This is a genomic window from Paenibacillus sp. FSL P2-0136 (assembly GCF_037975325.1).
GTDB lineage: Bacteria > Bacillota > Bacilli > Paenibacillales > Paenibacillaceae > Paenibacillus_AQ > Paenibacillus_AQ silagei.
In genome coordinates, this window is record NZ_CP150244.1 from 3,744,140 (window position 1) to 3,763,969 (window position 19,830).

The following is a 19,830-nucleotide window of genomic DNA, read 5'->3' on the forward strand; positions in this document are numbered from 1 at the left end:
GGATCATGTGGATGATGGTATACAAGATTCTGGACAGCACCAACGGTTACTCTGTAATGTATGCGGATTACCTGCGGGGGATTGGACGAATAGGACAGCAAAATAACCCCACAAAGTGGAGCTTTAGCGTAGATGATGACTCAAAAACTTTGCGGGGACCCCAAAACATATAAACTCTATCTAAAAAAGCCGGACAAGTCCAATATGGACTCATCCGGCTTCTTCTCTGGATGCACGATAGTACTAATAAAACACGACCTGGTTCTTCCCGGCAGACTTCGCCTCATAAAGAGCCTTCTCCGCCTTGGCAATGAAGTCAGACGGGCGGTCAGAGGGAACCGGTACCTTCAACAGGCCGCCTATACTTACAGTGACCACCCCTTCCTCTTCAAAGCGGTCGCGGGGAATCTGCAGATCAGAGACACCTTGACGGACGGACTCGGCTAATTGCTCCGCCTGGGAGGCGGACGCACCCGCCATCGTGAGGATGAAGTTCGCCCCGCTGAAGCGGGCCACGAAGGTGCCGTGCGTGATGCTGATGATATTCAGTACATCGGCTACCGACTGGATACAGAGATCGCCGCCCTTCAGCCCGTGTACCGCATTATAGGAATGGAAATCATCGATATCAATCGACAGCAGCAGCAAGGGTTCCCGGGTATTCAGCGTATCCTCCCAGCGCTGATCCAGCTCATGCACAAGGGCCTGGCGGTTCGGCAGATCGGTTAGTGAATCGGTCGTCAGATAGCTTTGCATCTGATTGGCCGCATCGATATAGGCTTCACCCTTCGCCTCTGTACCGGTTCCAGTGTTAAGCACCGCCATAATGGATGGTCTGCCGCCATGAATGACCGAAGCCAGACTCAGGCTTACGTCCAGCGGTTGCCCGTCGCTGCTCACGAACTGTCCCTGATCAGATACGAACTGGGTCACATTCTGGCTCAGGTCTGTGAAGTGCTGCTCCAGGTCTGGCCGGTAAGACTCCTGCACATAGTTCAGGAACGGCTGCCCGATCAGGGATTTTCCTTTCTCTTCACCCATCAGCTCCACTGCACGGTTATTGCAGTAAGTGATCACATCATCGGTAATCATGAAGAAGGCTACCGGAGACAGATCCATCAGCTGCAGATACCGCTGTTCGTTGTGGCGCAGACTGCGGGCATTCTGCAGGGCCTGTTCTTCCGCCTGACGCAGCTGGTTCTCGGTCTGTCCGCGCAGAATAGATTTGAGCTGAGGCAGAATGTTAAGATGCTGCTCTCTCCACGGAAGTGAGGTGGACTGAACCACCTGCCGCCATTTCTCAAAGGACTTGCGGGGAGACAGGCGCAGTCCGTCATTCTCCTGAATGACAGCCTTAGCCGGATCTCCGGCCCAGTCCACAATCTCGACCACCTCAGGCCTGAACCAGATCATGTAATTCTGGTGTCCTGGAGTCAGGGCGAGATAGATGACACCGGAGGCTTTATTCTTGTAAGCTTTGGCTGATTCATATTCCAGACTGAGCCTGGAGGTGCAGTAGGTGTAATCCTTCGACTTCCCTGCCAGCCAGCCGGCAAGCTCCCGCACCTGCTCCTGGGAGGGTGTTACTCCGAACAGCATCAGCTTGTCCTGATAACACACGGCTGCGCCGGAAGCCTCCATCATACCCAGTAGTGTCTGCTCTTCATCGCCGAGCTGTTCAATCACCCGGGAAGAGCTGACGTTACCTGTGAAAATATCAACAATTCTCATCGCCTTGGTCCGCAGTTCCAGCTCCGTCTGATAATTGTCGAGCTGCTGACGCTGGTACAGCTCACTGGAGAAGAAGGCACCCAGGAAATTACACAGATTACGGATACGGTGCGGGACATACTTGGGAGAATAGTGATGACAGGTGATCAGTCCCCAGAGCTTGTTATTATTGATCAGCGAGATGGTGGTCGTTGCGCCTACCCCCATATTCTGCAAATACTCGATATGGAGCGGAGACACACTGCGGAGGATGGACAAACTGAGGTTCAGGGGCTTACCGGTAAGTGGCTGCAGCACCGGGGTGATCGGAACCGGAAGATAGTTCACATCGACGATCGTCCGCAGCCAGTTGCGCAGATACAGCTCACGCGCCTGCTTCGGAATGTCAGACGCAGGATAATGATGGCCAAGGAACGGTTCCAGTCCTTGTTCCTTGGCTTCCGCAATCACCTTGCCGTTCCACTGTTCATCGAATTCGTAGATCATGACCCGGTCATAACCGAGCATCTCCTTCACCTGCTCAGCGGCGGCCTGGCTGGCTTCGAGACGGTTCGCCGTATGCTTCAGCCGTCCGAAGAACGTGCGGATCCAGTCGAAATCATTGGAGCTGTCGCTCTGATCGATGGAGGCAGGCTCCAGTTCAACGATCATCAGACCTTCACTTTCGTGAATGATGCAGAAGAAGTCCTCAGGCTGATCTGCCACTTTAATTGTTATAACTATATATTGTAAATCTGCTGTTTCTTTCGCATTCACACTGCGTTCAAGCATCATCTTCAGCTGCTCCGGGCCTACCAGGTCAGCCATAGGCGTTCCTAACAGTGCTTCGGCAGCTTTTCCCAGTAACTTACCCGTATTCAGACTGGCCTGGACAATCCTAGGGGCTGTGTCCTGAGTTACAGCCAGCAATACACCATGCGGCTGAATAAGTCCGGGAATATGGATGGGCTCCTTCTCGCAGTTATTAAGATCCACGGGTTCCTTGGGGTCCAGCCCGGCTTCATTTAACAGGGTCCGGTTCAGCGGCTGATTCTCATGTTCTGTATTAAAATCTGACATAGGTGCAATGCCTCCATTGAAGTAAATGATTTCTAAGCTGTTTTGGCGTAGGTTCATTCTAACTTACTTTGGGCAGCAATAACAAACATAAGTCTGGTCTGCACAGCCTGTTTTGGCTTGTATTATAGTCTTGGAATAATTATGTATAATATGGATGGATAGAGCATAACCTGTGACGGCTAATCCATTCCTATACTCCGAGGTGACCGTAATGCGGCGAACCAAACGTTCAGGTAGAGAGATTGTTTCTTTTCTGCTAAGCGCCTTCTCCATACTGATCATTGCCTTCTTCCTCATCCGCTATGTGCTTCAGACCGTTTCATTCGCACCTTAACAGCCTGCCCACGCAAAAAGGAGCATTTGGGGGAAATGCTCCTTTTCGGCTTGCATATACCAAGTATTAGGTTGCACTTCCGGAAGAATTGTAATCCGAAAGTCTTACCAATAATTTACCTTAAAAACCTCAATAATACAAGTATTTCCTTCTATTCCAGTGAAAATGTGACTAATTCATAACAGCGCTTCGCCGCTTGGCTGCGCATCCGGGGATTTGGGGCGCAGCAGGCTTTGCCGCCTGATCTATACGCCCGTTATAATGAACCTACTCTGCGCAGAGAATAACCGAGAGAAGGAACATTCACATGGATGCTAATCCCCTGTTACAGCGCAAGACCGCACAATTTACACATCTCGTTACCGAAGGCACTCATTATGAGGTCGGACGCGCCTTGGGCGCCCATCATAAGAATAACTCCGCCATGCTATCCTTCTTGTCCTCCCCCTTCATGGGAGCCTCCCCGCTGACTCCCTATGCTGCAGACAAAGCCATGGAGAGCTTCGAGCGCTACTGCCCCGGCTTGAATGAAGAAATTCAAGGCTTCGCCGATGAGACCGGCGTAGAGGCCGCCCATGTCGTATTCTATTATTCCTATTTTCAGGCACCGGGCCACTGCACACAGGCAGCCTACCGAACTGGAGCAAGTGGGGAACAGAGCGGACATATCTGTCATATGCGTAATTATGATTTTGGCTGGGAGGATGAGACGTATAATCAGCTGCTGCTCAGCACAACCCGGGTGAAGGGCAAACCGGCGCATACCGGCTTTGCGCTGCAGCTGTTCGGGCGTTATGACGGGATGAATGAGGCAGGACTTACCGTAACCACCACCTCGGGGAGAATCCGGCCGGAGATGACCGGGGAGGGCTTTATTTTCCCGGGCGTAGTCCGGGCCTTGCTGGATCAATGTACTACTGCGGAAGAAGCGGTCCAGCTCATGCGCAGCATGCCGGTGGCTGACTACAGAAACTTCCTGATCTCTGACGCCCAGGGGAACATCGCCCTTGTGGAGACGGCTGGTACCGAGAAAGAGATCCAGTACCATCCTGCTACTGCTGCCAGCTTAAGCGTAAGCCAGCTTGTGCTCTCGGCGAACCATTACACCCTGCCCTCCATGCAGCTACACAATCAGCAAGTCATGGAGAACTCATGGACAAGATATGACGCGCTGCGTGCAGCACTTATGGACGATAACACCTCTATCAATCCTGTAGAAGCCATGAAAGCTGCCGCAGGACGCGAATATCCCGAAGGGATCTGCTGTCACCATTACAGCGAAGGCTTAGGCACCTTATGGTCCATGGTCTGTGACAACACAGCCCGCGAGCTGCATATCTGTTTCGGTTCCCCGCAGTTAAACGGCTGGAGAACATTCGGGTTCCTTGACCCGGCGGGAATGCGTGTATACGAGGCAGTGCTGCCGGACAAGCGTTCCGCTGAGGGATTCTGGACCCGTCCCAGCTAAGCTCCCTCTCACTCTTGATGCTGTGACGCCCTCTGCAAAATAGACTGCACAAACGCCGTCTTCCCGTCACAATACGCATCGATATCATAACGGTACGCTTCAGCCAGCCGCTGCTTGACCGCCTGATATTCCTCCCGGGCAGCGGGATGGCTGCGCAGATAATCACGGAAGAGGATATGCTCCACATAACCCTTGCCATCCTTGGGACATACATAGAGATGGTATTTCATGAATCCTTCATCCCGGTTGCTCTTGAAGGCTTCCCGGCCCTCAATGCCCATATTACCCTGATGCTCATAACCGAACTCCTGCAGTCTGCGGATGATCTCCGGCAGCTGGTCATAGCTCTCCATCACCAGATCGATATCAATCACAGGCTTGGCCCACAGTCCTTCAATCGAGGTGCTGCCCACATGCTCCGCTGCGATAATCAGATCTCCGGCGATCTCCAGCATCTGCTTCTCAATTCTGCTATATTCCGCCTTCCAGGCCGGATCATACGGAACCACCTCTACAACCTTAGTCTTCTCAGCCATAATCCCTCTCCTCCTTCGGCTATAACCTGTACCCGCCACTGGAATAAAATACAAACCTCTATCTCATACTAACCCGCAGAGACGGAGGTGAACAGTATGCCCAAGAATAGTGCAGACCCGAAGCATGACCGTGCAGACAACCGCGCCGATTCAAAAAACAACCAGCAGAATCACGCCAGCATCAGCGAAATCCCCCAGATGGTGAATCCTGATAAAGCGGCAGATGTCGTGCCAAGTCTGAACGGCGTGACCAAGAACGAGAGCTGATTTCCGCTTTGCTATGCTCGCAGACCAGGCTTCCCTCTCCGGCAACAGAGGCGGAAGTCTGGTCTTTTATCCATACGCTATAGTTCTACAATAAGTCTAATGATAGAATAATAGAATCCTTTTAATAATGACGGAAAGAGTGGACGTATGCGAATTGGATTTTTTGACTCCGGAATTGGCGGGTTAACGGTGCTTCATCAGGCGCTTAAGCTCTTGCCGCAAGAGGACTACCTCTTCTATGCAGATACAGACCATGTTCCCTACGGGGAGAAGACGAAAGACGAAGTCAGGGAATACATCCTGCAAGCGGTGGATTTCATGGCTAGTCAGCATATCAAAGCGTTGGTTGTCGCTTGTAACACAGCCACCAGCATTGTGATCGAAGAGCTGCGGCAGCGGTATGACTTTCCGGTTCTCGGGATCGAGCCGGCAGTGAAGCCTGCGGTTGAACAATCGGAGGGCAAGCAGAAGAAGGTGCTGGTACTGGCCACCCGCTTAACGCTGCAGGAGAAGAAGTATCATGATTTGGTGCACCGCATTGATCACGGGGAGATTGTAGACAGTCTCCCGCTTCCCGGGCTGGTTCAGTTTGCGGAGCATTTTGATTTTGACGAAGAGAGAATTATTCCCTATCTGAAAAGTGAGCTGGCACACTTGGACCTTAAGCGGTACAGCACAGTGGTTCTCGGATGCACCCATTTCCCCTACTTCGAGGGAAGTCTGCGGAAGATATTCCCGGATACGGTTGACTTCATCTCAGGCAGTCTCGGAACCGCCAGGCATCTGAAGCAAATTCTTCAAGCAGGGGGCCGGATCAATGAGGGGACAGGCGATATCCTTTTTTACAGATCCAGTGTCCAGGTAGAGGATCCTGCATTGTTATCTGAATATAAGCGTCTGTTCCAGCGGCTGGATGACATTGAACAATCTATTAATCTGAGTAAAAGGAATGATCCTGCATGAGTCACTATACAGCCATAATGGAAAGATTACGCCGGAATCCGCTGAAGAATGTTACGCTGCTCAAAATGATGACGGCTTATCACGCTCAGATCGACAGCGTTCTGATTGAACAGCAGGAGGAGTGGGGCGTGCTGCTGCTTATGCCTGCCGCAACCTTCGGCTATGATCACCGGACCTACCCGGAGGCTGACACCGTTGTGCTGATGGACTACAGCAGTCCTGAGGTCTTCCCTGCCCTGCTGAAGCGGTTGCCGCGGGACGCCAACCTGGTCTTCAAGCTTCAGGAGGATGCATACCGCCAGGCGCTGGAACCCTATTTCACGCTGCGGCGGGTCCGTAGTCTCTACTCGTATTCTTCGGCCGAAGGCCAGGGGTTCAGCGCAGATGAGGCCTGCACGGTCAGTGAAGCTATCGATGAACGGCTGCTGCCGCTGTGGATGGCGAATGATTATTCGCTAGAGGAGATCACGCAGTATTTTGAAGACGGGGCGTTCGCTGTGACGTTATTTGACGGGGATACGCCACTCAGCACATGTATGGTGTACCGCAATGAGGAACGAATCTGGGAGATAGGCGGCGTACGTACCATAGAAGCTGCCAGACAGCGAGGCTTGGCACAGCGCGTAGTCCGCACAGCAGTCTTCCACACTCTGCAACGGGGCTACATTCCCAGGTACCAGGTGCTGGAGAACAATCTCGCCTCCATCCACCTCGCCGAATCCATTGGCCTTACCCGCGCTGTTACGCTGGAGCACTGGGTTAATTATTGATGGATTGAATAGGAGCATTAGCTCACTACCTATGAAGGAGTTAGATTATGAACAATAATCCCCCTCCACCCTATGGAGAAAAGAATTATTACCAGCAGTATCCGAAGCCTCCGCAGGAGCGGACGAACAGCAAAGCGGTTGCAGCACTTGTGCTGGGTATTCTCTCCATCGTAATACCTTACGTCGGCATCCTGTTTGGGATTACCGCAATCGTTCTGGCTTCACTTGCCTTCAAGGAGATCCGTTACAGCTATGAGCAAGGCCGGGGATTGGCGATTGCCGGGCTGGTCTGCGGAATAGCCTCTACTTTTATTTACGCCATCATCATCATAATGTTTGTTGTAGCTATTCTGTTATTCAATAGTGCACAGACTACGATGGGTTATGGGTTTTTAAATGCATACAGGTTCTTAGTGTAATCACTCATATGTACAGGAGGCAGACTATGCAAGCAAGCGAAAGATACGTTTACCACATTGTAACCCGGAAGAAGATGGCCCTGAATCAAATCATTCATTTTGACAACCAGCAAAAAAACACCTTGTATCGCTTCTTTTTTGAGCAAGAACAGTTGAATTCCAAAGGGGAAGACGTTATTCAAATCCTGCACGGCAATTATACTGATGACGGTTTGAAATTGGATAAAGAGGATGCAGATGTTACGGTTAAGTATGCGGAGCAGACCATCCGAGCGGTTCGAGAGGTGATCGTTGAAATGGTAAGGCTACAGGAACATCCTGAGTATCCTTCACGTTTGTCTTGCTTATACGCAGCAAAGAGCTATGAAGACGCCCTGATGTGGAAAAGCATATTCGATTCGTATCACCGGAAAGTGCTGCAGATCGTGAAACTTAAGGTCACTGGAGCTATTTTTGAAGGGGACGGCAGTCTATTGCCCAAGGAAGACGGGGCCCCATTCTCCCGTAAAATCGAACAAGCCAGAGAATACTGGAAGGGTAATCTCAATAACGCGCTTCCAGAGCTGTTGATCAACGGAAGAATCGAAGTGGCAGACATCCTCACAGAGTACCCTTGCTCCTAAGAATGCTGATGCTCTCCTGCTGGCGGTACTCCGTCGGGGTAAGGTTGTATTTCTTGCGGAACATTTGGGTAAAATGGCGCATGTCCTGGTATCCTACCCGCTCCGCAATATCGGCCAGCTTCAGCCCCGGATTCAGTAGTAATAGCTTCGCCTGCTCCAGCCGCAGCGAGGTGACATATTCCTTGTACCCCTGCCCCGTCTTCTGCTTGAACAGCTGGCTGAAATACGCCGGATTCAGGAACACCACCGAAGCGATTCGCTCCAGCGACAGCTCCTCGTAGAAATGCTCCTTAATGTAGTGCAGCGCTACTTCAATCGCCTTCTCTCCACTCCCCTTGAGCGGCTCAAGCGGCGGCCCCTGGAAGGCCGAAGCTTCCCGCATCCGCTTCACGATCTGCGGCACCGTATGGAAGTCACAGCTCAGCCCGGAATAGATGATCTGAAAAGGGATTTTCAAATAATGCGTCAGATGCGTCTTCACCTCCTCCTGGAACTGCTCTACCCGGACACTCTCGCCCGGTGTGATCAGGCCCAGCAGATTCTGCCGGTCATAGTTGACCACGAAGCCCCGCCCATACCGCTCGATCAGCTCGGAGAGAACATTCTCAACAATGAAATGCTCCAGCCGGGCGCTCTGATCCCCCGCCTCCAGCTGAACCATCACCAGATAGAAGGAGTGATAATCTTCAATGAACGCGTCGATGTCCAGATTCCCGATATCCAGCCCGGAGGCCAGCCGCTGAAAAACCCCCTCGCGCAGGAACCGCAGACTGGCCTTCAGCCGCTCGCCTTGCCGCGAGAGCTGGTTATCCTGCTGGATTTCGCTTGTCAGGCTGTCGATCAGCTCGGTCAGCTTATGCTTGCCGATCGGCTTCAGCAGATAGTCGCGCGCACCCAGCCGGACCGCTTCCTGGGCGTAGGAGAATTCGCTGTGGGCAGAGATGACAATCCATTTCACGTACGGATACCGGCGTTTCGAGATTTTCATGAATTCCAGCCCGTTCATGCCCGGCATCAGAATATCCGTCAGCACGATATGGATATGCTGCTCCTCCAGGATCTTCACCGCTTCCTCCGCCCGGTCGGCTACGAACACCTGATGCTCTGCACTAATCTGCTTAATCGTACGCTTGATGCCTTCACGGATGGCCCGTTCATCATCGGCTATAAGAATATTCATCCCGGCAGCTCTCCTTCCACTGGAATAGGCAGCACGATCGCCACCTGCGTCCCCTCACCGGGGAAGCTCTGAATCTGCAGACCATAGCCCTCCCCGAACATGAACCGCAGGCGGCGGTGCAGGTTCTGGAGTCCGATGCCGCTTTTGCCGCCTTCTCTGCCACTGGAGCCCGAACTTTCCGGACTATCCACATTCAGCGAATGCTGTAGCCTTGCAAGCTGCTCCCCGTTCATTCCGTCCCCGTTATCCTCCACAATTAGCTCAAGGTGGTCGTCCTCTTGCCGGGTGTATACCTTAAGAATCCCCTGACGCAAGAGCGGCTCCAGTCCATGCTTGACCGCATTCTCAATGACCGGCTGCACCGTCATCTTCGGGACCCTTATGTTCAGCCAGCGTTCATCGATATCCGTCACGATTACGAGGCGGCCCTCCAGACGGATCGAGATAATCTTCAGGTAATGCCCGATCTGCTCCAGCTCCTCCCTCAGGCTCACCTCAGCCCCGTCTTCCCACTGGCTGCTGTAGCGGAACATTGAGGACAGCGACAGCACCAGCTCGCCAAGCTGTTCATTGCCCTCCTCATCGAGCATCCAGTAGATCATATCCAGCGTATTGTAGAGAAAATGCGGGTTCACCTGGGACTGCAGGGCGTGCAGCTCCGCATTCTTTTCACTGACTGAGGACAGCTTGACCCGCTCAATCAGCTCCTCGATCCGCCGGACCATCCGGTTGAAGGAAGCGACCAGAATGTTAATCTCCTGATACGAAGAGACCTTGACCATGCCGCCGAAGTTCCCCACCTCTACCTGGCGCATCTCGCGGATCAGCTTCTTCAGCGGCGAAGAGATGGTCTGCGATACGATCGAAGCAATCAGCGTGGAGACCAGAATGAGCGCCGAGATTACGATCAAGAGATAACGCTTCATCTCCACCAGTTCCACATTCAGATCCTGGTCCGGCGTAATACTCATCACCCACCAGCCCGAGAAAGACAGCTTAGACGCCACAACCAGTTGGCCGCGCTCCTGCTGAACCATCACATGCTCCGAAGCGGGGAGCTTAGGCAGACGGGAAGTGTCCGGCTGCGGATCTGTGGCCGAGGTGACAAACCGTCCATCCGGGGACATCAGGTAGACCTGGCTGTGCGCGCCCAGCTTCAGATTCTCCAGCGCGTCCAGCACCGGCTGCGGGTCCGTCTCATACAGCACGATGCCTATCGGCTTATGCTCATTCAGGTCATAGAGCTGCCGCCCGAAGGCGAAGACCGGACTGTCCTCCACCTGGTCGATCAGGGAGTGCGGGTACACCCCGAGCCAGACCATTTTCCCTGAGGAAGCCTGCAATTGCCGGTACCAGTCCTCCTGCCTATAATTCGGATCGACCACATTCATATAGTTGCCATAGTTGTAGATCTTTCCGCGGTCCGTGATCACATGAATACCCACCAGATCGTCCCGCGAATAAAAAATCGAGCCGATGATATTCGTCACCGTCTGCTCATTGATATAGGCCACCGCCGGCCCGTCCGTCTTCTCATTAATCAAGCGGATCATCTCGAAGTTATTGCTGAGCGATTTGGACAAGGCGTCATACCCCTTATAGAGAAGCGTGAATAAGCCTGCGCTCTGGGCGACGTTTTTTTGCGACAAATCACCGATCTTCTCATGCAATTGGTCTGTAGTCCGGTTATAGTACAGCAGGCTGACAATAAGCAGAATACTGGACATGCAAAAAAGAAACAGCAAGAACAACCGATGATGAATGGAATGAAAGCCGAGCTTCATAAGCTTCTCCCCTTTACGCACCTGTTCTGCCGTTTCCTATTATAAAACTTTTCCATTTTTATGCAATGAGGGAATTCAGCACGCCTTACCCTACCCCTTAACCGCTCCGGCCACCATCCCTTTGGTAATCTGATTCGACAGGAAGAAGTAGATCAGAATTACCGGCAGCGCGCCCATCACCAGGAAGGCCCCGATATTCCCGTAGTTGACCGAATACTGGCTCACAAAGGTATAGACCCCGAATGGAAGGGTTTTGAGCCTCTCTGACGAGATGAACGTAGCGGCCAGGATGTACTCGTTCCAGATATTGATGAAGGTTAAGATACATACGGTCATGACAGGCGGAATCGACACCGGCAGGATAATGCTGCGGAAGATCCGGTACACGCTCGCCCCGTCGATGAACGCCGATTCTTCGATCTCATGTGGAATAGCTCTCATGAAGCCGCTCAAGATGAACACGGCGATGGGAGTCGAGAACGCAATGTACGGCAGAATCAGCGACCAGTGGGTGTTGAGAATATGCATGTTTTTGAAAATAATCATCAGCGGCAGCAGCGTGGCCTGCATCGGAATCATCATCCCCATCAGGAAAATGGTCATCACGACATTGCCGTATTTCCACCGGAACCGGGAGATCGCATAGGCCGCCATCGAAGCCAGCAGAATGACACAAAGCATCGTAAGGGCGGTAACGAACACGCTGTTCGACAGGTACTTCAGATAACTGCCCGAGGTGTAAGCCTCATAGTAGTTATGCCACTGGAATTTTCGCGGAAAAGAAAAGAAGCTCCCGTCCTGAATCTCCTCATTCGTCTTCAGAGAGTATAGCAGGAGCCACAGCAGCGGGTAGAGCTGGGTAATGACAGGAATGGCAAAAAGAAGATACACGATTCCTTTTTTAAGCTTACGCATGGTCCGCGCACTCCTTTCCTATTCGAATTTTCGCTCAAGCCGGTTGAAGATCATGTTGATGATGCCGGTAAAAATGAGACAGACCACCACGAGGAAGGTCGCAATCGCGCTGCCGTAGCCATACTTGAAGGACAAGAAGGAGCTGTTATACATATGGGTGGAGATGACATCCGTTGCATGCGCAGGACCGCCGCCAGTCATGACCATGACCAGGTCGAAGGCTTGCAGGGACCCGATAAACGCCAGGATGATCGAGATTTTGAAAATCGGAATGATCAGCGGAAGCGTAATGTAACGATCCGCCTTGAAGCCGTCAGCCCCGTCAATTCTGGCCGCTTCGTACAGCTCGTCGGGAATGTTCTGCACTCCGGTATACTGAATCAGCAGATGGTAGCCGAAATACTGCCACAGGGACACCAGATACAGAGAATACATGGCGATATTAGGCTCGGTCAACCAGTTATGCGTCCAGCTCTCCAGTCCCAGGGACACCAGCACACCGTTCAGCATCCCCCCCATCGAAGTAGGGTTATAGATGGTCTTCCAGAGTTGTCCAATAATAACGACTGATAAGATGACCGGCGTGAAGTAGATCGACACCAGCGTGTTGGCTCTGCGCAGATAGCGGTTCAGCAGGATCGCCATCCCCAGACAGAGCGGGATTTCCAGCATGGAAGCCACGGCGTACAGCAGCGTTCTCCGAACGGAGGGCCAGAACACCGGGTCATTCCAGAACATATTCTTGAAGTTGCCGAAGCCGACGAACTGAGAGGTCGTTAGACCGTCCCACTTCAATAAGCCCGTGTATAATGAGACCAGTATGGGAACGAATACCAGGCACACATAGAGCAACAGACATGGCAGTATGAAGGCAGCGATTGTGTATGCCGGAACCTTAAGGACTTTCATCTTTCCCGCCTCCTAATCAAGCAGATTCTTCTTTATCTACTGATTCATATCATTAATGATTAATGCCATTAACTTTAAAAAGCACATGATAAACCCGATGCGAAGCAGCCTGAATCAGCTGGCTTCGCATCGAGCAGGACGGCTATACGATTGCAGGGAATGCGTTAGATGGCGTAAATTGAGTAAAGCTTAGATTATACGAAACGCTGAAGTCTTAGGCTTATTTATTGGCTTCAAATGCGGCCTGATGCTCTTTGGCTACCGCCTTGGAATCCATCTTTTGAACGAACAGATTCTGAATGCTGCTGAGGTGGACTTGTGAAGTTGCTGGATTCATCGTGTTGTCGAAGGACAGATCGCCGCCTTTTACTTGGTTGAACAGACCAGCCACAGTGATAGCCAGCTCGGAGTAACCGGCAGCTTTCAGGTCACCGTCTACCTTTTGCCCGATACCTACAGCATTCTTCAGCTCGAACTGTTTTTTAGGATATTCAGAAGCGAAGAAGTTCAGGAAATCCTTCGTTTCCTTCAGATGCTCGCTGTTTGCAGACACGGCAAATGCGCTGCCCGGTGCAAGCATGAATTCGTTCGGATCACCTTTACCGTTAACCGTAGGAAATTGGAAGGCTCCCACTTTACCGGCTACGGAAGAAGCATCATTCGCGCCCGTCTCCCAAGTACCGATAACCCACATTGCTGCCTTACCGGATCTGAAAATATTCCCGCCGGCATTTGCATCGATGGAAGTTGCCCCGTCAGGGAATGCGCCTGCTGCTACCAGTTGCTGGAACGCGTCTACCGCTTCAACAAAGGCAGGATCTTCAAATGTTTTCTTACCATCCACTACGTCTTTCAGGAAGCCAGGACCGCCGTTTGTACGAAGCAGGATGTTCATGAACAGGAACGAGCCGGTCCACGAATCCTTTTCACCGATAGCCAGTGGAGTAATCCCTTTGTCTTTTAAGAGCTTAACGTCCTTCAGTAACTCTTCAAACGTGGTTGGAGGTGCTGCAATTCCGGCTTGGGCGAATAAGTCTTTGTTGTAGTAGACCACTTCGATATTGTTGCCGTCAGGAAGCGCATACACATTGTTATCGAAGCTGTAATAGTCGAGCAGACCCGCTTGGTACGTATCTTTCAGTCCATTCTGATCGAGCACATCATTCAGCGGGGCTAATAATCCTGCATCTACAAAGGGCTTCATTTGAGCGGCAGGGTTAACCATCGTAATATCAGGTATTTCTTTGGAGGCTGCTTGTGTTTTCAGCTTCACCTTCTGTTGATCCGTGTTCAGCGTATCCAGCTCAATCTTTACATTGGGATGCTCTTTCATGTACTGGTCAGTCAGCTCGTGGATCATTTTGTAAGACGGTGTTGCAGGGTCAGGATAGATGTTCTGGAAGGTAATGGTTACCTTCTTGTCGCTCGGAGCGTCTGTAGCAGCGGCATTGCCGCTGCCTGTGGCGGCGTTCGGTGCGGCGGTGTCCTTAGCCTTGGAATTGGCGTTGTTGTTCGAGTTCCCGCATGCGGCAAGGCTTACTGCCATTAGCGCGGCGAACGCGACGGTGGCGGTTTGCTTCATTTTTCTGTTGACCATTCATTAAAGCCCCCTCTGTCGTGATAAGCTAATTATCATCGCGTAGAGCGCTTCCGGGCAAGGTGGGAACTGCAGAAATGAGGTTTGTTTTTTCTAGGGTATGCTTGGGCGGGCTTATAAAAAGCACTAAAGAATTGAACTCTAATCTTGGTCGTCACTACGGTGAACATTTGGACTTCCGGCCGCTGTTGTCACCAGATTTCTTGATTTTAACCGCTAATCGCGGTGGAAATCCGGTGACAAAGGCGGACGCTATCGCTCCTACAGTTCCAAATTTCCCCTCCGCTTCTTTTGCTTTTTGTTAATTTCTGAAGTGCATCTTCAGTACAAGCAGCCGATCACGATAGATCGGCTGCTTCCAGATTCAACTATTTTCTAAGCCCGGCTTCGCGTACATTTTATTCAGGATGACTGTCTGCACGATAATGAATATCCCGCCAACAAAGGCAAGGGTGACCGGCCACTCAATTTGCTATCTGGATGAGTTTCACTAACCCCGTGGGCTTAATAAATGTAATTCTTGAAGAACTTCCTTTACATCACAGCTTGAATTCAAGATATGGATCATCTCTTCCGTAATGGGGAGATCATCGTAGATTTTTGCAACAACCTCTAGGGATAGTGAACAATCAAAATAATCTGTTGCAAATTCCACAAAATCCTCTGGTGTATGGAATATACAGCCCATTAAAAAATCAGAACCTTCGCTCTTTCCTTCTGGAATCTCAACGTTTCCCTTGTGCCAGTTCGTGTCACTGTTTTTACGCCAAATACAAAAAGTCACATCGTCTTTTTCAATTGCAGCATCATCAAGTAAAGATAATAGTTCCATTGGGACGTCATCATAAATCCCTTGCCATACTTTATGTTCATCTTGCGCATATGGGCTTAATCCGGATTCATGATCGAAGCCTTTTATGATGGAGCCTTCAGGGGAAAACAAAATAAACAGATGATCCCCTGATCCATTATCTATTTTCGCCATAGAAACACCCTCATTCCAATCTTGAACATAGCTATGGTAACGAAGCCATTCCTCCTGACAAAGAATAATATTCAGTGATGCTTGGATTTTCATTAGCTTTTGTAACATTGTTGGATCTGGTAAACGCTCTAACATATTTGCTTCCATGAATTCTCACCCTTTCTTCTTTCATTGCACAACTAGAGTAACCCTTCGTCTGAGCTTACTTTTTCGAATAATTCTCTATCAAGAGTTCAAGAGAGAAGCTCCGCTGGTTTATTTATGCAAGCCAGAGATTCCGCGCTTGATTGTGGAATGAATCCCAGCTATATGGTGCAAAAGTTATAATTCCCGCCGTATAACAAGAAGCAGCCGGTCACTATAGGATCGGCTGCTTCTTGTTGTAGTCCCATACTCGCTTATTCAAGCCTTTTCAAATCCATAATCCCTTTCAACCTTGCAAACCCTTGTTTTATAAGCGAGATACCAATCAGATATCCCTTTGCGCTGGGCTACTAAATGTCGTTCGTTTTGTTTCCATTTGTGTATAGCTTCGAGAGAATCCCAATAAGACACAGTAATACCTACACCTTCTCTGGCACTTTCTACTCCGAGAAATCCAGGTTGGATGGATGCAAGTTTCTCCATTTCATCCGCCATTTCCACATATTGGCTATCCGCATCTGTTCGTTCCGATGTAAAAATCACTGCGTAATAAGGTGTTTGTGGTGTTGTAGCAATCTCGCTCATGATTTCACCTCCGTTATTTGGTTATCCCTATATCCATTATGCCGTAGGCTGCCTCCACTGTTTGATCACGCTGACCAGACCCGGTACATCAAGGCCGTCGAGCGAAAAGGCTTTGCGCAGCAGGTCATGCGGGATGAACTCATCGTATTTGCCGAGGTAAGGGGCTTCATCCGGCTTCAGGAGCGTGAGTGCATCCGTAGCGGCAGCGGTCTCAGCGATAATCTCATCCTCCAGCTTCTCTGCATCCACTTTACCGGCGACTACCATGTAATACGGTTCCATCGGCACGACCGAGCGCAAGCCAAGCGGCTCCTTCAGATTGTTCTTGAGCAGGCGCTCCAGCGTGCGGAACTGGCGGCTGCCAGCCCACGGAAGGATGAACATGGAGTCTCCCCCGGCTGGCAGAACTGAACGCGTCAGCAGTCCGCTCTCCTTCGCGAGCCTGCGGGCCCGTTCCAGTCTGGCGGCCGCGCTTGGTGCAAGGTATGGGTACAGGGCCGTAGATCCTAATACTTCGCGGATCTTCGTCATAATCCGGGTATGGACATCTCCGCCTGCACCGAGCCATAAGGTGTCCACTTTGCCGCGTGAGCCTTTGACATAGACGGCCTTATGGCGGTTGTCCACCTCCTCGACCTTCCACAGCTTGCCTGCCAGTGTGAAGCAGTAGCCCGGAGGCGGCACGGTGGTAATGGACCCGATCTCCTCCGTCCCGTTATAGACAACATGCTCTTCATCGTCCTTGAATACCGCATAGAAGCGGAAGTTGTTAACGATCTTCTCGCCTGCCATCCCAATCAGCAGACTTCCCTCATCCATCTTCTCGATATGGCCCATGCCCAGCATATACTCCATAAAGTCATCATAATCAGCGGGATCGATGCTGCGGAAGGACGGCAGGCTCAGCACAGCCTCTTTCAGGTCCTCCGGCTCTGCTTCGCCCATGCTCTTCAGAATGCTCATCGTCTGATGATACAGGAGACCGACCGGCAGCTGGCGCACGGCCAGCGGCTCCACCCATTTCTCGCGTACGTACAGCTCGATTACGGCAATGGCCCGCAGCAGCGTCCACGGCATGCGCGCCGGGAGCTGCGCCTCCTCGTCCTCCTCCTCGGGCGTGACGAAGATCATCTCGGAGGCGGCGTCCCCGCGCCTGCCCGAGCGGCCCAGCCGCTGCACGAAGCTCGCGCAGCTATAAGGCGCGCCGAGCTGGAGCACCCGCTCCAGCTCGCCCAGATCAATCCCCAGCTCCAGCGTCAGCGTCGCTGCAGCCACAGCCGGCCCTGCGCCCTCACGGAGCGTGGCCTCGGTCTCCTCGCGCAGCATCGCGGAGATGCTTCCATGATGCACATGGAAGACATCCCGCTCGCCCCGCTTAGCGGCAATGCGCCGCATCTCCAGGATGGCCTCTTCGGCATCGGTGCGGCTGTTCGTGAAGATGAGCGCCTTCTTCACATGTGTGTGATCATAGATGAAGCCATAATAAGCCTGTCGCGCCCGCTCCAGGTGCTCGGCTTCCTCCTCATTCCGCGCATCCGGGAACGAGAAATGCTCCACGCTCAACCGTAGCTTGCGCCCGCCCTGCGGCGCGCTGACCTCCACGCTCTCGCGCGTGCCCGCCGCCAGCCACTCCGTGACGGATGCATAATCGCTTAAGGTCGCAGAGAGGCCGACCCGCCGCGGATGACAGCCCGCCATCCGCGAGATCCTCGCCAGCTGGCTCAGCACCTGAATGCCGCGGTCCGCGCCCATGAAGGCATGAACTTCATCGATGACGATGAAGCGCAGATCATGGAACAGGGCCGGGATCGCATTCGGGCGGTTCATCAGCAGGCCCTCCAGCGATTCAGGGGTGATCTGCAGCACTCCCGAAGGGTTCTGCATCAGCTTGGTCTTGTCCGCCTGCGGCACATCGCCATGCCAGTGCCAGACCGGAATGTTCCCTTCACGCAGCAGGTCGTTCAGCCGCGTGAACTGGTCGTTGATCAGCGCCTTCAGCGGCGCGATATACAGAATGCCTACAGAAGCAGACGGACGCTGGTGCAGCTCCGTTAGCGCCGGGAAGAAGGCCGCTTCGGTCTTGCCCGAGGCCGTCCCTGAAGCGATCAGCAGATGATGCGGCGTGTCAAACAGCACACGGCAGGCATCGACCTGCGCCTCGCGCAGCGTATCCCAGCGGTTCTTGTAGATGAATTCCTTGATGAACGGGGCCAGCCGGTAGAACGGGTTATCGTTCATAGGTCGAACTCCGCCAGGAAGCCGTCCAGCTCATTCTGTTCCGTCTCGGCAGGCCGCGAAGTCCGCTCTCCGACCAGCTTCTCGAATGAAAGCTCCGGATGCTGGTGCAGGGTGTGCAGCAGATCCATGAAGTCGCGCACCACCTCGCGTGCAGTGAGCAGTTCATCAGCTCCCAGCTGGTTGACCGCCTCTTCCATGAAATGCACCAGCTGCTCCTGTGTCAGTCTTGCTTCATATCCGTAATGGAGCGCATGGATATCCCGCAGCTTCTGGAGCAGAATCAGAATTTCTTCATGGGACAGCATGTCCAGCGCGATAATCGGCCCTGTGTAATTGTTCAGTCCGCTGCCTGCATACCGTCCGGCCACCAGCCGGGAGCGCAGGGCCTCATAGCTGAACAGTCCGCGCCGGTGGTCTTCCACGAACTGCGGCGTTCCCCCAACGAAGATGCCCAGCCGCTCGGCTTTGCCTTGCATCGTATCATTGAACATGGTCAGCAGCTTCTCGTAATTGCTCTGCCGCGAGATGCTGTTGGTAATCTTGTAGAGGTTCACCCCTTCATCGATAAACAGCAGCAAGCCCTTATAGCCGATGGCTCCGGTGAATTCCGCCCACAGCTTCATGTAGTCATACCAGTTGTCATCGTCGATGATGACACCAACGCCGAGCGCCTTCCGCGCTTCCGTACGGGTCGGGAACTCTCCCCGCAGCCAGCGCAGGGAATCCTGCTTCAGCCCGTCATCGGCCAGCTTGTGCCCGTTCCAGTAAGAGGCCAGCACCTTAGCGAAGTCGAAGCCATGCACCAGCCCGCGCATCTCGGAAGCAACCGAATAGATGCGCTGCTCAACCTCATCGCCCAGCTCCGGCGCGTCAGGGCTGTAGCCCTTCTCCTGCATCACCGCCTGTTGCAGCGTCATGATCCACTTCTGCAGCATAATCTCCAGCGCCCCTCCATCCGGGCGGGTCCGGGTCGAGAGATGGCTCATCAGCTCGCGGTAGGTGGCGAGCCCCTGTCCCTTCGTGCCAACCAGCCGCCGCTCCGGCGACAGGTCAGCATCGGCAACCACGAAGTCGCGGTCCATCGCATAGTTGCGGATGATCTGGAGCAGGAAGCTTTTGCCGCTGCCGAATTTGCCTGTAATCAGCTTGAAGGCAGCTCCGCCATCGGCGATATTCTCCATATCGCGGAGAATCGCCTCCACCTCCGGCCGGCGGCCGACGGCGATATGTTCAAGACCGATACGCGGTACAACTCCCGCTGTCAGCGAATTGACGAGCGCGGTGGTCATCCGCTTTGGTATTTTGAGTGGGTTCATTTTACGA

General features: G+C 52.6%; 18 protein-coding genes. 7 read left to right on the forward strand and 11 right to left on the reverse strand.

What is annotated here, in order from left to right; translation table 11 throughout:
• Positions 1-243: 243 nt before the first annotated feature.
• The gene (locus NYE26_RS15580) at positions 244-2,790 is read right to left on the reverse strand and encodes a diguanylate cyclase (protein WP_339257145.1); all 2,547 of its coding nucleotides are present in this window, start codon (positions 2,788-2,790) and stop codon (positions 244-246) included.
• Between the two features lie 211 nt (positions 2,791-3,001).
• Here NYE26_RS15580 and NYE26_RS15585 point away from each other — a divergent pair, with 211 nt between their 5' ends.
• Together NYE26_RS15585 and NYE26_RS15590 are read left to right on the forward strand one after the other, a co-directional pair.
• Complete coding sequence (locus NYE26_RS15585; protein WP_268748454.1) at positions 3,002-3,124, forward strand: hypothetical protein; 123 nt, start codon at positions 3,002-3,004, stop codon at positions 3,122-3,124.
• Positions 3,125-3,431: 307 nt separating this feature from the next.
• Positions 3,432-4,592: a C45 family peptidase gene (locus NYE26_RS15590; protein ID WP_339257147.1), complete on the forward strand. Its 1,161-nt coding sequence runs from the start codon at positions 3,432-3,434 to the stop codon at positions 4,590-4,592.
• A gap of 8 nt (positions 4,593-4,600) precedes the next feature.
• Here NYE26_RS15590 and NYE26_RS15595 read toward each other — a convergent pair whose 3' ends face one another.
• A complete protein-coding gene (locus NYE26_RS15595; protein ID WP_339257149.1) occupies positions 4,601-5,128 on the reverse strand; it encodes a GrpB family protein in 528 nt (175 codons plus the stop codon).
• 96 nt (positions 5,129-5,224) lie between these two features.
• Between NYE26_RS15595 and NYE26_RS15600 the strand changes: the two genes are divergently transcribed.
• From NYE26_RS15600 to NYE26_RS15620, 5 genes are all read left to right on the forward strand, one after another.
• Positions 5,225-5,395: a hypothetical protein gene (locus tag NYE26_RS15600; RefSeq protein WP_339257151.1), complete on the forward strand. Its 171-nt coding sequence runs from the start codon at positions 5,225-5,227 to the stop codon at positions 5,393-5,395.
• 147 nt (positions 5,396-5,542) lie between these two features.
• Positions 5,543-6,358: a glutamate racemase gene (gene murI, locus NYE26_RS15605; RefSeq protein ID WP_339257153.1), complete on the forward strand. Its 816-nt coding sequence runs from the start codon at positions 5,543-5,545 to the stop codon at positions 6,356-6,358.
• Positions 6,359-6,375: 17 nt separating this feature from the next.
• A complete protein-coding gene (locus tag NYE26_RS15610; protein WP_339257155.1) occupies positions 6,376-7,128 on the forward strand; it encodes a GNAT family N-acetyltransferase in 753 nt (250 codons plus the stop codon).
• A gap of 47 nt (positions 7,129-7,175) precedes the next feature.
• Positions 7,176-7,547 (forward strand): DUF4190 domain-containing protein, encoded by a 372-nt coding sequence (locus NYE26_RS15615; protein ID WP_339257157.1) that lies wholly within the window; start codon positions 7,176-7,178, stop codon positions 7,545-7,547.
• Positions 7,548-7,573: 26 nt separating this feature from the next.
• Positions 7,574-8,170: a DUF2441 domain-containing protein gene (locus NYE26_RS15620; protein ID WP_339257159.1), complete on the forward strand. Its 597-nt coding sequence runs from the start codon at positions 7,574-7,576 to the stop codon at positions 8,168-8,170.
• On the opposite strand, the gene NYE26_RS15625 is transcribed toward NYE26_RS15620, so the two are convergent.
• The 9 genes from NYE26_RS15625 to NYE26_RS15665 all read right to left on the reverse strand — a co-directional run bounded on the left by NYE26_RS15625 (position 8,148) and on the right by NYE26_RS15665 (position 19,823).
• Positions 8,148-9,350: a response regulator gene (locus tag NYE26_RS15625; RefSeq protein ID WP_339257161.1), complete on the reverse strand. Its 1,203-nt coding sequence runs from the start codon at positions 9,348-9,350 to the stop codon at positions 8,148-8,150. The genes NYE26_RS15620 and NYE26_RS15625 overlap by 23 nt on opposite strands.
• On the reverse strand, positions 9,347-11,134 hold the full coding sequence (locus NYE26_RS15630; RefSeq protein WP_339257163.1) for a sensor histidine kinase: 1,788 nt from the start codon (positions 11,132-11,134) through the stop codon (positions 9,347-9,349). Before NYE26_RS15630 ends, NYE26_RS15625 begins: the two co-directional genes overlap by 4 nt.
• A 90-nt stretch (positions 11,135-11,224) precedes the next feature.
• Positions 11,225-12,049 carry a carbohydrate ABC transporter permease gene (locus tag NYE26_RS15635; RefSeq protein ID WP_339257165.1) on the reverse strand — a complete coding sequence of 275 codons (825 nt, stop codon included), beginning with the start codon at positions 12,047-12,049 and terminating at the stop codon, positions 11,225-11,227.
• Between the two features lie 18 nt (positions 12,050-12,067).
• Complete coding sequence (locus tag NYE26_RS15640; RefSeq protein WP_036726672.1) at positions 12,068-12,958, reverse strand: sugar ABC transporter permease; 891 nt, start codon at positions 12,956-12,958, stop codon at positions 12,068-12,070.
• A 220-nt stretch (positions 12,959-13,178) separates the two neighbouring features.
• Positions 13,179-14,555, reverse strand: a complete 1,377-nt coding sequence (locus tag NYE26_RS15645) for an extracellular solute-binding protein (protein WP_209873932.1) — start codon at positions 14,553-14,555, stop codon at positions 13,179-13,181.
• Positions 14,556-15,045: 490 nt separating this feature from the next.
• A complete protein-coding gene (locus tag NYE26_RS15650) occupies positions 15,046-15,687 on the reverse strand; it encodes a hypothetical protein (RefSeq protein WP_339257168.1) in 642 nt (213 codons plus the stop codon).
• Positions 15,688-15,942: 255 nt separating this feature from the next.
• Positions 15,943-16,269 carry an antibiotic biosynthesis monooxygenase gene (locus NYE26_RS15655; protein WP_339257170.1) on the reverse strand — a complete coding sequence of 109 codons (327 nt, stop codon included), beginning with the start codon at positions 16,267-16,269 and terminating at the stop codon, positions 15,943-15,945.
• 36 nt (positions 16,270-16,305) lie between these two features.
• On the reverse strand, positions 16,306-18,507 hold the full coding sequence (locus NYE26_RS15660) for a DEAD/DEAH box helicase (RefSeq protein ID WP_339257172.1): 2,202 nt from the start codon (positions 18,505-18,507) through the stop codon (positions 16,306-16,308).
• The gene (locus tag NYE26_RS15665; protein WP_339257174.1) at positions 18,504-19,823 is read right to left on the reverse strand and encodes an ATP-binding protein; all 1,320 of its coding nucleotides are present in this window, start codon (positions 19,821-19,823) and stop codon (positions 18,504-18,506) included. The genes NYE26_RS15660 and NYE26_RS15665 overlap by 4 nt, the downstream gene beginning before the upstream one ends.
• Positions 19,824-19,830 lie beyond the last annotated feature (7 nt).